Below are 11,515 nucleotides of genomic sequence, written 5' to 3'. Positions count from 1 at the left end.
GCTTTTTCATTCTCTGGAATGTAGTCTCGCCTCAGGCGAGACGCCACGTCCGGGACGTGGAGGTCGTGAGTTCTCCCGATGAAAATCGGGATCACCATCCCGACTTCGCCCACCTAAGCCTCATGGTATTGAGACGATGGTGGGCTTTTTCATTCTCCGGGATGTAGTCTCGCCTCAGGCGAGACGCCACGTCCGGGACGTGGAGGTCGTGAGTTCTCCCGATGAAAATCGGGATCACCATCCCGACTTCGAAATGGGAGTAATTCATCCTAAGAATGAAATATGCTAAAATGATGAAATGTTTTAATTTTTAAATCTCAAGACAATAGAAAACTTCTATTGAATTTTTTAAGGTGCAGGAAATATTAGTAAATTTGTATAAAACTGAATAGTAATGGAAAACTATAGAAGCAGAATAACTATAGATGATAGTATTTGCAACGGTAAACCTACTATCAGGGGAAAAAGAATTACCGTTAACACGATATTAGAGTTCCTGAGTGCCGGAGATTCCAGTGAAGAAATCCTGAAACAATATCCCGGTCTTGAGAAAGAAGATATTACAGCTTGTCTTCAATTCGCAGCGGATTTAATGAATAAAAACTTTATTATTAAACCTGTTGCATAATGACCAAATACATTATTGACGCAAACTTGCCATACTATTTCAGTATATGGAAAAGTGATTTTTTTATTCATGTTTTTGATATTAACGAAAACATGACTGATAATGAGAAATTTGAATATGCCATAAAGAACAATCTTACCATTATTACAAAGGATACCGATTTTTCAACTAAAGTTTTGTTTCAAGATAAACCAAAAGTAATTCACTTGAAAATAGGAAACATGAAAATACAGGAATTGTATAGTTTCCTTAATAAAAACTGGGATGAAATAATAAAAGTATCAGATTCACATAAACTTACTAACGTTTATATAGACCGGATTGAAGGGATAGAATAAAGCTCCTGCTTTTTAAAGTTTAGGTAGTGGTGAACTAATATTGTACATTTAATATACCTTCATTCATTCTTAATATTTTTGTGGCTATCTTTGAAAAACAATATCCAAAAATTAGCCCATGAACAAAGAATACAACGAAAGCAGGCGCAAATTCTTCAGACTTGCCGCCCTGGGAAGCCTGGGTGCAGGCATCCTGTCGCCCCTGGTGCTAAGGCCCTCCCGTCTCGGGACTATCGATGGCGGCGATGAAAAAACAAAGACCAACATTGAGGATGCTCTGAAGCACCCGCGAAACGAATATTCCATGCCCGGGAAATATCCCGGTAAGGTTGTTCAGATAAGCAATCCCTTGAGCGTAGTGGACGACCAGCCACAGGAAGAGGAAGCATACAGGATGCTTAAAGAGGGGATACTGGCACTGACCGGAGCAACAACCCTGGCGGATGCCTGGAGACAATTTGTCAATCCGGATGAGATTATTGGGTTAAAGGTGAACCCGGTTGCAGGTAAACCTTTGACAACCAGCCATGCCGTTACAAAATCCATTGTCAGGCAACTCCAGGAAGCAGGGATCCCAAAGGAAAATATTGTAATCTGGGACAGGCGCCTGATGCAACTCCACGAAACCGGCTATACCGAAGAAAATTATCCCGGAATAAAAATTATGGGAACGGAACAGCAGGATGCAGATGGAGGATTTTACGATAAAGATGGAGTTCTTTACGGTGAGAAAATGATCGATAAAGACTGGTATTACTGGGCCGACTGCGAAGAAGAATACGATGCCTACACCCTCCCCTACATGGTCAACAGCGGCAAGTATTCCTATTTCTCGAAGATATGCACACAGGAAATTGACAAGATCATCAACGTCCCCATCCTGAAAAACGCCGGGCCAACAGTCACCCTTTGCCTGAAAAACCTTGCCTACGGGGCTATCACCAATACCGGTCGCCTGCACAAGCCTCTCTGGTCGGAAACCTGCGCCGAGGTTTGCGCATTTCCTCCATTGAGGGATAAGGTGGTCCTGAACATCGTTGACGGGCTCAGGGGCTGTTTTGATGGAGGTCCCGGTGCCAATCCACAGTTCATCTGCAATTATAGCACCATGATTATTGGTACCGATCCCGTTGCCGTTGATCGTATCGGATACGGAATTGTCATTGCCAAAAGAATGGAAGAAGGGGTGCAGGAAAAAGAAAGCCCGGTAGGGATCAAGTTCATGCAACTGGCTGAAAAGCTGGAACTGGGTGTGTCCGATAAAGAAAAGATCAACCTGGTGGAGCTGAATATTTAACCGGGAAAAGCTTTAATATTCTTTACTATGAGATCGTTTTCAGGATTGACTCTGATCTTGTTATTTGGTTTTATCCATTGCAGTTCTATAGCTATAAGCCAGGAAATCTCTGAAATCGCAATAAATGATTTTCCGGGTTTCAGTTTAACCAGGAACGAATGTTTCGATGGCGGATCCTTATGGGGCTATATGAACGGCGGGGCAGATATTTACCTTGAATACGGCTTTGAGGCCCTGAGGGTAGAAGAATTTTCCGGTGATGGGGAAACACTCAAACTGGAACTTTTTAAAATGGAGGATCCTGTGTCCGCTTTTGGCATTTACAGCATCAAGACGTTTAAATGCAAGCAAAGCGATGTTCTTGTTACGCCGGATTGCCTGAACCGTTATCAATATCAGATTGTGTACGGCGATTTTTATGTCCAATTAATCAACGATAGCGGATCAGAACAAGCACAGCAAAAGATGGTCGAACTTGCGGAACTGGTTTTGAAAAAGCTGGAAGCGAAAAAATTGACCCTTCCTGTGAAATATCTTACTGACAGCATGGGGTTTTCCATCAATGAAATTAAGATGGCAAGAGGCAGGCTGGGCATTCAGAATTCTATGATGGACCTGGAAGATTGCTTTAAAGGGATTGAAAATTACCGTGTGTATTATGCCAGTATCGTAAAAGACAGGGAAAAGGTGAAGTTCTATGAGATCATTTTTGATACTCCGGAAATGAAAAGCAGATTCCTGGAAAACAATAGGGATAAAAGGGTTTGGGTTGAAAAGGAAGATGAAGTTATGGTTCTGATCCGGCAATGATGTAAATTATCCCGTGCGGGACGGCATTGATTCAAATCCACAACATTCCTATTGTTAATCGGATATTGGTATTAATTAACATATTATCCTTATATTAGCTTTTTCCAGCAAACACAAAACATAGTGCAGCATTCATGAAAAAGCGTTTTGTTCTGCCGCTTATCCTATTGGCATTATTTTCTTGTAAAAAGCATGAATTCCTGGGAGAATACCTGTTGGGGGAACTGGCATACACAAACCCTTATAACGGTTATGAAACCATCATTTTCCAGGGACCTGCTGATACCCAAGTAACTTTTACAGGGAAGGGCAGGTCAAGTTATACCACTGAGACATACATTGATAACTATATGGAGAAGTGGTATGCCTACGAAACGGATAATTGCCGGCTTGATGAAGAGCATGGGAAATTTACATTCAGGATCACCTTACAATCGCATTATAATTTCCGTTACAGCATGAGTGTTGCCTTGATCAATAACGATTCGGCTACTTTTGGTTTCTATAGTGCCTATGCTGGATATAATTTACCCTTATCTAAACAAAACCTTTTTACAGGGGATGTATATCTTGACAGCCTGGTTGTTTTAAACAAGGTTTATTACAATGTTTTCGTTTCCCCTTTTAATTCCTACTGGTATAAAAATGACAGTGTCTGTCCGGCATATTTGTATTATAACAAAGCATTTGGTTTGCTGAAAATTGAATATTCCGATAATACATCCTGGGACCTTAAGGAGATAGTCCACTGAGATGGTTGATGACAAAAATAACATATGCAACAATCTGATATGAAAAAAGTCCTTTTATCCTTACTGCTCCTGTTTGTCGCCATTTTATTATCAGCCCAGAATAAAGAATATGAGGATGTTGTTTATTTGAAGAACGGAAGTATTATATACGGACAGATCGTCGAACAGGTACCCGGGGAATATATAAAAATCAAGTCGGGTGAGAGAAATGTATTCGTTTTCAGGATGGAAGAAATTGACAAAATCGTGGTGGAAGAAAAAAAGCCACCTATATCGCCCAGGAAACAGCGCTATAATAGTATTCAGATAAAGAAAAAAGGATATGAGGCACTGGTGGGTACGAGTTTTTTTGTTTCACCTCCCTATTTTTTTGGAGAGAATGAAAATCCGACCGCGAATGGTTTCGGGGTCTCACTGACCAATGCCTACCGGTTTTCACCCCGGTTTTCGATCGGTGTCGGGATAGGATTTGAAAGGTACGATGAAAAAATTAAAGCCCTTCCGGTATTCATTGACATACAATATTTGTTTGTCGAATACCCCGTGGCGCCTGCCATAAGCCTGAACGGCGGTTATGCGTTCGGATGGAGTACAAATGAAAGTATCCCTGAACGTTACAAGACCGGCGACGAGGCCGGAATATCCATTGCCCCCATGATCGGGGTGAAGTTCGTTTACCATAAACATGCCTCCCTCTTTCTCCGTTTAGGTTATAAATTGCAGGAGCTTTCCAGGTATGATGTGCATTATAATTATCCCTCTAACTCCTATAGCGTGGGAAAATACTTCTATAATATGATTTTAGTCAAGGCAGAATTTGTTTATTAACTTGCAGGATTATGAACATAGTCAGAATATTGGTTTTCATTTTTCTTGCCATCCTATCCTATCCTGCATTTACTCAGGGTACGAAACAGCTGGACCTGATACAACTTAAGAACGGAAGCAGAATAAGTGGAACCATTACTGAACGGCAAATAGAGGCCTATGTAAAAATTATGACCGAAGATGGCCATGAACTTGTTATAAGCATGGATGACATTGAAAAAATTGAAAAACTTGATATTAAGCCAAATGTCCAGTTGGGCAAACCAGGGAGGAAGAAAGACATCAAGAAAAGGGGGTTTGAGAGCCTGCTTGGATTTTCTGCATCCATTACCCCCTTATATTATCTTTATCATAATGAAGACCAGACCTTTTCTGTCGGTTTCAACTGGGTGAACGGGTACCGTTTCGCAGGAAAGTATTTCGTGGGACTTGGGGTTTCTTACGAACGTTATGAAAACAAAGTGGTGACCCTCCCTGTTTACCTTGATTTCCAGATGACTTTTCTTAACTTCTTTGTATCGCCCCTTGTTTCATTTTCAAGCGGTTATGCATTAGGGTGGAATGATGACCTGGATGGGAACGACAACGGGGGTGTTATGCTGATGCCTTCTATAGGGGCGAAGTTTTCTTTTTCCCGGCATGCAGGGCTAATCGTGCGGTTTGGCTATAAAATGCAGCAGATGAAGGTCTTTGATTTCAACAGGTATTTGTACCTCACGCGAGTGCCCGTTTCCAAAACGAAGTTGTATCATATGTCGGCGATAAAAATTGAGTTTGTGTTTTAATCATTATGCTTTAAATTCACGTTCAGGTCTCTGATCGACTTTGCCTTGACTTTTTGCACATTTCACTGGTTTTTTGCCCTGATATTTTTAATATTTACTTGGTTTTTGCCTTAACTTTTTCCATTTTAATCTAAAATACTAATGAAACGCTTTGTTGATCAAAGCCTTCTGCATTGGAAATCAAATCCGGAAAGAAAGTCCTTGCTGGTCAGGGGTTCCCAACAGGAATGATTCATATCAAGTTACAGGATTCATGTTTCAAAACACAAACTGGGACCTGCGGCCTGCAAACTGCAACCTGGTTATTTCAACAGATTTCATCCCCTTTGTAATTCCCTCGTATTTTTACCGTACCTTCGCGCCCAATTTAATTTTATGACATTTAACGACTTAGGACTGCATGATCATCTCATCCGGGCAGTCACACAACTCGGATTTAAAAATCCAACAGAAATACAGGAAAAGGTAATCCCAATTTTTCTGGAAAACAAAAGAGACCTCATCGGGCTTGCACAGACGGGTACCGGTAAAACTGCTGCTTTCGGATTACCGTTATTGCAGCATATCAATCTGAATGATAATTCCACGCAAGGACTGGTAATTTGTCCGACAAGAGAACTCTGCATGCAGATCACCAAAGACCTTGAATCGTATGCCGTTTTTCTTGACAATCCGAAAATCACAGCAGTGTATGGGGGAGCCAATATAGAAGAGCAAATCCGAAAGGTCCGCAAAGGAGCCCATATCCTGGTTGCTACTCCGGGAAGACTGCTTGATCTCATTAAAAGAAAAACTGTAAATCTGGGAACTGTAAAAACGGTTATCCTGGATGAAGCAGATGAAATGCTCAATATGGGCTTTAAAGAAGACCTCGATGCCATTCTGCAAAAAATACCGGAAACCAAAAACACTGGACTTTTTTCTGCAACTATGCCCAAAGAGGTCAGAAGGATAGCAGAAAACTATATGACGGACCCAGTGGAAATTGTGGTTGGAAAAAGAAACAGTGCCGCAGCGAATATCGGACATCATTATTATATGATGAAAGAAAAAGACCGGTATTTTGCATTAAAGAGGATCCTGGATTTTTACCCGGAAATCTTTAGTTTGGTATTTTGCCGGACACGACATGAAACAGGGTCAATTGCTGAAAAACTGGAAAAAGACGGATACAATGCCACTCCGCTCCATGGCGACCTCAGCCAGGCTCAAAGAGATTCTGCCATGAAGAGGTTCCGCGATAGAACGGTGAAGATACTTGTGGCTACGGATGTGGCAGCACGCGGACTGGATGTTTATGACATATCCCATGTGATAAACTATAACCTGCCTGACGACCTCGAAGTATATACCCACAGAAGCGGCCGTACCGCCAGAGCCGGAAAATCAGGAATTTCAATTACACTTGTCAATACAAGAGAAAATCATCGCATCAGTCAACTGGAAAAAAACCTGAACATCAAAATTGAACACTTGCAAATTCCTGATGCTGAGGAAATCTGTGAACAACAAATGTATGCATTGATGGATAAGGTAGCAAGAACACCTGTAGACGATGAAGCTATAAACCGCTACTGGCCAATCATATACAAAAAGCTTAAAAAATACCCCCTTGAGGAAATTATCCAGAAATTCATTTCAGCGGAACTAAACACTTTCCTGGATTATTATAAAAACACCGGAGACCTCAATGCAAAAAAGGAATCTGATAAAAATGACAGAAGTAGCCAAAGAAAACCTGATAAGAGAAAAGATGCTTATAATAAAAACATCAAAGGTGGAAGCAAACGTTTGTTCATTAACCTGGGAGAAAGACAAAACATGAACAAAGGTGCGCTGGTACGACTTATTTGCAGTGAAACCGGGATCACCAGTGACAATATTGGCCAAATCAGCATCCTGAGTGGATATTCCTTCTTTGAAGTGAATGAAAAAGTGGCGGATAAAGTAATGGTAAAAATGAAATCAGGCACCTATGAAGGAAAGAGATTTGCAGTGGATACTTCCCAGGAAAAATCAAGGACAAGCAACAAGAGAAAAAAATGGTGATTATAAGCGGTGCTAAAAGGAAAATGATATAGAAAATAAGGGTGAAGGTTTATCAATTTACCAAAGAATACAAAACCCCATAGCATTCACACGGAGGTACTTTACAAACCGGACAATGGTGCCCTTCATCTCCTCCGACAAAGGTATTCCAGTATCCCTTTATTTCAAATGCAGGTTTTAGTCCAAACTCATCGAGCAATTTATGTGCATTGGTTATACCATGGATATCCTTCCAGGCCATAGCAACGATAGCATCTGCCTGGTTGAGGGATAATTGCCCGAAAGCCTCGCCCAGCATTTTTCTGCCCAGTCCCATTTTCTTTATATCATGATTGACGGCCATAGAATCTAAAATGCCAATCCGGTTCGAGCCAGGCATGACTTCATGTAGTAGGTTTTCCGGGAGCTTCAGATATTCAGCAACAGTTTTTTTATCAAATAACAGGGTTCTGACAAATCCCAACACATGACCGTCTTCTTGTGTGGCAACCTTGCAAAAATGCTGTTTGTCGTGGTTTAGACACTTCAGGAAATCACGTTCATAAAGATAATCATCACCAAGCTCCTTCCTGCTAAGAGCCACAACCTTCGGTAATTGTGCCTTCTCAAGGTCATTGATCCTGATTTCATTCCCCTTCCTGTGAAAATTCTCCTTCATAAAGCTTGATATTTCTTTCAAAAGTACTTTTTAAACCTGACGATGGCAAACCAGCACTTCGCTCTTTTCACCATGCCAGTTATGCATTCCGCTTCCCAGGCAATCCCGGTAGTCAGGACAAACGGCGCATTTCCCTTTCCTTGTCCAGCTTCTGTCGCGGAAAGGCAGGAATCTGTCCTGCCAAACCCTGTAAAAATTATCCTGGTAAATATTACCCTGTGAAAAAGAACGGTCGATATTAGGGCAGGCTGAAATGGATCCATCAGCCAGTACCGAGGCAATATTGATACCCGCCCTGCAAAAAAAGAAACTGTCTCTGACCTTCAATTCATATGACCCCGTATATCCTTCGCAGCTGAACTTTACATCCATAGCCGCTTCCTTCCTGGAGGCTTTAATGAATTCAAACATTTCCTTTAATTGTGCTTTATCCAGGAATAATTCAGAATGGTCTGCAGCCCTTCCGATAGGGATGATGGTGAACAAGCGCCAGGCCTTCACTCCTTTTTTCTGCAAATAGCATTTTATTTCAGGAAGTTCCCGGAGATTTCTCTGGTTCACACAAGTCACCACATCAAAATTCAGGCGTTTTGCATTGGCGGCAATAGATAATGCCTTGTCCACTTTCGCAAAACTGCCAGGCATATTCCGCAACCAATTATGGGAGTCTTCCAGGCCGTCCAGGCTGATGGTCAGTGCACCCAATCCGGCATTGAGAAGTTCATTCTGTCTTATTTCATCGTACAACTGCCCGTTTGTAACAAGCCCCCATCGCATGCCCCGCTTCCGGATCTCTCTGCCACATTCGGTAAGGTCTTTTCGTAACAAAGGTTCTCCTCCTGTCAGCACCACAATTAAGTTCTTAGCCGGATTTTTAATGGTATCAAGTGCCTGTAAAAAATCCTGCAGTGGCATATCAGGCAAAGTACTAGTGTTGCTGCAATCACTTCCACAGTGCAGACAATTCAGGTTGCATCGGGTAGTACATTCCCAGAATAAATAATTCAGATCATGAAGGTTGGTTTCCAGCTTCCTGAATCTCCGGAAAGCTATTTTCTTAAGGGCATCGACCATGTTAATACAGTTCCAGATTAATTTTCAGGAATACCTTGTCCTGTATCTGCTTAACAGTTGTATCAAAAGGCTTGTAATACCCGTTCCCTATTGAGTCTGCATCCTGAAATTCTATTTTAACACTATCCCTCATTGGCGTGTACATGGAAAATCGTCCGTTGGTATCGGTAAATTCTTGTTGTAAAGTCACGGGGATGATAACTTTTATGCCATTTAAGGGTATTCCGGTTTCTTTTGATAAGACTTCCCCTTCGACCAGAAAATCGGGCTCAATATCCTGCGGGGTTCCGTAACAGGCCTGGAAAATAAAAAGTGCGGAAGTAAAAGATAATCCACCAAGTATTCTTCTGATCCATTTTTGCATCATGTTGTTTTCTTTTTATACACAGGAATTGCAATTTACCCTGAAAGGATGTAAATATACAACAGATTGTTAATGGAAATATCCCCATAGCCTCACATAAAAGGATCAAAACAGGAGTTCAGCTTTAGCCAATTTCCCCCCGGTAAAAGTTTATTGGTAAAATGGTATCACTTATCACCGTATAACCCCATCCGGTTACCTTCACTGTCGGTGAAGATGGCAAAATACCCCCTTGCCTTCCGCCAGGATTTTGGTTTTAGGTTGCAAAAATATTTCCCATAACCCTTCTAAAATTGTAAAAATGGGACATAATGTACTGAACATCCATAATGCTCCCCAACATAATACGGGAACCAACCACTTTACTTATTCCTTTTAATCCAATATATAAATAAGCCTATAACAATTACTAAAGCCCCCAGGAAAACCGGGAGAAACCAAACGCTCAAACCTGTCGTTATTTTCAGGGAGACTTGAATTGTACTTAACCCTATATAAAAGAATCCGGAGGAAATAATAATATTTATAGCACGGATTAAATATATTGCACCTACTTTTTGTTTAGTTTGCTGCCCGTTTTGCTTTAACCGAAATCTCTCAATAAAACGGCTTAATAAAAACAAGCCGGAAAACATAAACAACGAAACGAAAGGAATAAGCCAGATGGATCTCTTGTGTCCAAACCCATCAGCCTCCCCTGTTGCATTGTAATGAACCGGAATTGTTTCGGGAATTTTATTATAATAATAAATGATAACCACAAATAAAGATAACGTGAATAAAAAAGCGGTTATGTCTGATATCACCTTTAAAAATGATCGTTGATTTTTCATTCCCTGGAATTCATTTATTCAAAAATACTACTAATTCCAGAAGCAACCCTTCTATAGGTTAATTAAAATTTCTCAGCTTAGAATTGACTTTTGTAGTAGGAGAATATGGCACTGAGATTTTCATGTGATTATAATACTACCTCATAGCGTTGTTTTGCGAGTAATACATAAGGTATATAATCAAATCCTGTCAGAATAAGGTCTGAAAATATGTTTTCCGGATATAGTGTCTTCGGTGGTATAAACACTTTGAATTTATACTATTTTTATCGCAATAATACACTAAGCATTAACAGAATTAAAAATGAAAAGAAAACAATGGCTGTTAAGGAAGATCAATGGGATTTTTACTGTTGCAGCAGGCTTGTTCGGAGGTATGCTTTTCGGACAGTTCCCGCAATTCATTTCCCAATATATTCAACGTGTTGGAGGGCATATTGATGAAGCCAGAAATATTATGAATGAATATGATATTCCGGAAATTGCCGAAAGGATAATGTCTCTGGAAGCAGGATTAAACGCAATTACAGAAGCAGGTCCTTTTACCAAACTGTTTGTTTTCATTGGTCATGCTGATTGGAAAATTGCCCGAAAGACATGGGAAAACTTTATTCCTGGGATAACTTTCGATAGCGAAGGAATAACGTATATCATTGTGGGAGGTATCTCAGCTTTTTTGGTTTTCGACCTTTTAAAAACAATTATTTCAGCCTTTCTTTTTCCAAAAAGAAGGGATAAGGAAAGTCATTCTTATAAATTAAATCCTAAGTAAGGATCACTTATTATGCCTTTGAGCAGAAAAAACACTGTATCTCCAGTTCGTAGTTCACAATTTCTTTCCTATCGAAGAGTTTTTCCTGTTACTTTTAAAACATAATTTCGTCTAAACCGTTTAACAAAATCATTAAAAACCAGCAATAACATGGAAACGACATGTATCAGGTGTGGAGAACCTTTTGACACTGAAGAATTTGACCTGGATGTTTGTCCGAAGTGCGAAGCAGAATTAAATCGTCTTGACTCCGATGATTTTTACCGGGATGATGACCTGGATTCTGTGGATGAAGGATCGTATTCGGACGACAGCTACAATTATTAA

Annotated in this window: 14 protein-coding genes; 10 read left to right on the top strand and 4 right to left on the bottom strand. The window is 40.6% G+C overall.

What is annotated here, in order from left to right:
* Positions 1-394: 394 nt before the first annotated feature.
* From KKA81_04285 to KKA81_04250, 8 genes are all read left to right on the top strand, one after another.
* Positions 395-628 carry a DUF433 domain-containing protein gene (locus KKA81_04285; GenBank protein ID MBU2650132.1) on the top strand — a complete coding sequence of 78 codons (234 nt, stop codon included), beginning with the start codon at positions 395-397 and terminating at the stop codon, positions 626-628.
* A complete protein-coding gene (locus KKA81_04280) occupies positions 628-966 on the top strand; it encodes a DUF5615 family PIN-like protein (GenBank protein MBU2650131.1) in 339 nt (112 codons plus the stop codon). Before KKA81_04285 ends, KKA81_04280 begins: the two co-directional genes overlap by 1 nt.
* 118 nt (positions 967-1,084) lie before the next feature.
* Complete coding sequence (locus tag KKA81_04275) at positions 1,085-2,263, top strand: DUF362 domain-containing protein (GenBank protein MBU2650130.1); 1,179 nt, start codon at positions 1,085-1,087, stop codon at positions 2,261-2,263.
* Between the two features lie 27 nt (positions 2,264-2,290).
* On the top strand, positions 2,291-3,073 hold the full coding sequence (locus KKA81_04270) for a hypothetical protein (protein MBU2650129.1): 783 nt from the start codon (positions 2,291-2,293) through the stop codon (positions 3,071-3,073).
* 134 nt (positions 3,074-3,207) lie between these two features.
* Entirely contained in the window at positions 3,208-3,825 is a 618-nt protein-coding gene (locus tag KKA81_04265; protein ID MBU2650128.1) for a hypothetical protein, read from the top strand.
* Between the two features lie 39 nt (positions 3,826-3,864).
* Positions 3,865-4,653 (top strand): porin family protein, encoded by a 789-nt coding sequence (locus KKA81_04260; GenBank protein MBU2650127.1) that lies wholly within the window; start codon positions 3,865-3,867, stop codon positions 4,651-4,653.
* 11 nt (positions 4,654-4,664) lie between these two features.
* Complete coding sequence (locus tag KKA81_04255; GenBank protein MBU2650126.1) at positions 4,665-5,438, top strand: hypothetical protein; 774 nt, start codon at positions 4,665-4,667, stop codon at positions 5,436-5,438.
* Between the two features lie 375 nt (positions 5,439-5,813).
* A complete protein-coding gene (locus tag KKA81_04250; protein ID MBU2650125.1) occupies positions 5,814-7,487 on the top strand; it encodes a DEAD/DEAH box helicase in 1,674 nt (557 codons plus the stop codon).
* Positions 7,488-7,539: 52 nt separating this feature from the next.
* Here the strand turns inward: KKA81_04250 and KKA81_04245 are convergent, their stop codons facing one another.
* The 4 genes from KKA81_04245 to KKA81_04230 form a co-directional block, all read right to left on the bottom strand.
* Complete coding sequence (locus tag KKA81_04245) at positions 7,540-8,145, bottom strand: hypothetical protein (protein ID MBU2650124.1); 606 nt, start codon at positions 8,143-8,145, stop codon at positions 7,540-7,542.
* Between the two features lie 30 nt (positions 8,146-8,175).
* Complete coding sequence (locus KKA81_04240; GenBank protein MBU2650123.1) at positions 8,176-9,219, bottom strand: TIGR04133 family radical SAM/SPASM protein; 1,044 nt, start codon at positions 9,217-9,219, stop codon at positions 8,176-8,178.
* 1 nt (position 9,220) lies between these two features.
* Positions 9,221-9,586: a hypothetical protein gene (locus tag KKA81_04235; protein ID MBU2650122.1), complete on the bottom strand. Its 366-nt coding sequence runs from the start codon at positions 9,584-9,586 to the stop codon at positions 9,221-9,223.
* A 359-nt stretch (positions 9,587-9,945) separates the two neighbouring features.
* Entirely contained in the window at positions 9,946-10,416 is a 471-nt protein-coding gene (locus KKA81_04230) for a DUF1648 domain-containing protein (protein MBU2650121.1), read from the bottom strand.
* A gap of 304 nt (positions 10,417-10,720) precedes the next feature.
* Here KKA81_04230 and KKA81_04225 point away from each other — a divergent pair, with 304 nt between their 5' ends.
* A complete protein-coding gene (locus KKA81_04225; protein MBU2650120.1) occupies positions 10,721-11,188 on the top strand; it encodes a DUF2937 family protein in 468 nt (155 codons plus the stop codon).
* Between the two features lie 150 nt (positions 11,189-11,338).
* Positions 11,339-11,515 (top strand): hypothetical protein, encoded by a 177-nt coding sequence (locus tag KKA81_04220; protein ID MBU2650119.1) that lies wholly within the window; start codon positions 11,339-11,341, stop codon positions 11,513-11,515.

The sequence above is a fragment of the Bacteroidota bacterium genome (assembly GCA_018831055.1).
In the GTDB taxonomy this organism is placed as follows: Bacteria; Bacteroidota; Bacteroidia; order Bacteroidales; family B18-G4; genus M55B132.
The sequence above is the reverse complement of the archived record's forward strand: the minus strand, read 5'-3'. Positions and strand labels throughout refer to the sequence as shown.

What these genes read in the sequence shown, in the direction of transcription:
- KKA81_04285 (MBU2650132.1), top strand. Translation starts at nt 395, where the DNA reads ATGGAAAACTATAGAAGCAGAATAACTATAGATGATAGTATTTGCAAC.
- KKA81_04280 (MBU2650131.1), top strand. Translation starts at nt 628, where the DNA reads ATGACCAAATACATTATTGACGCAAACTTGCCATACTATTTCAGTATA.
- KKA81_04275 (MBU2650130.1), top strand. Translation starts at nt 1,085, where the DNA reads ATGAACAAAGAATACAACGAAAGCAGGCGCAAATTCTTCAGACTTGCC.
- KKA81_04270 (MBU2650129.1), top strand. Translation starts at nt 2,291, where the DNA reads ATGAGATCGTTTTCAGGATTGACTCTGATCTTGTTATTTGGTTTTATC.
- KKA81_04265 (MBU2650128.1), top strand. Translation starts at nt 3,208, where the DNA reads ATGAAAAAGCGTTTTGTTCTGCCGCTTATCCTATTGGCATTATTTTCT.
- KKA81_04260 (MBU2650127.1), top strand. Translation starts at nt 3,865, where the DNA reads ATGAAAAAAGTCCTTTTATCCTTACTGCTCCTGTTTGTCGCCATTTTA.
- KKA81_04255 (MBU2650126.1), top strand. Translation starts at nt 4,665, where the DNA reads ATGAACATAGTCAGAATATTGGTTTTCATTTTTCTTGCCATCCTATCC.
- KKA81_04250 (MBU2650125.1), top strand. Translation starts at nt 5,814, where the DNA reads ATGACATTTAACGACTTAGGACTGCATGATCATCTCATCCGGGCAGTC.
- KKA81_04245 (MBU2650124.1), bottom strand. Translation starts at nt 8,145, where the DNA reads ATGAAGGAGAATTTTCACAGGAAGGGGAATGAAATCAGGATCAATGAC.
- KKA81_04240 (MBU2650123.1), bottom strand. Translation starts at nt 9,219, where the DNA reads ATGGTCGATGCCCTTAAGAAAATAGCTTTCCGGAGATTCAGGAAGCTG.
- KKA81_04235 (MBU2650122.1), bottom strand. Translation starts at nt 9,586, where the DNA reads ATGATGCAAAAATGGATCAGAAGAATACTTGGTGGATTATCTTTTACT.
- KKA81_04230 (MBU2650121.1), bottom strand. Translation starts at nt 10,416, where the DNA reads ATGAAAAATCAACGATCATTTTTAAAGGTGATATCAGACATAACCGCT.
- KKA81_04225 (MBU2650120.1), top strand. Translation starts at nt 10,721, where the DNA reads ATGAAAAGAAAACAATGGCTGTTAAGGAAGATCAATGGGATTTTTACT.
- KKA81_04220 (MBU2650119.1), top strand. Translation starts at nt 11,339, where the DNA reads ATGGAAACGACATGTATCAGGTGTGGAGAACCTTTTGACACTGAAGAA.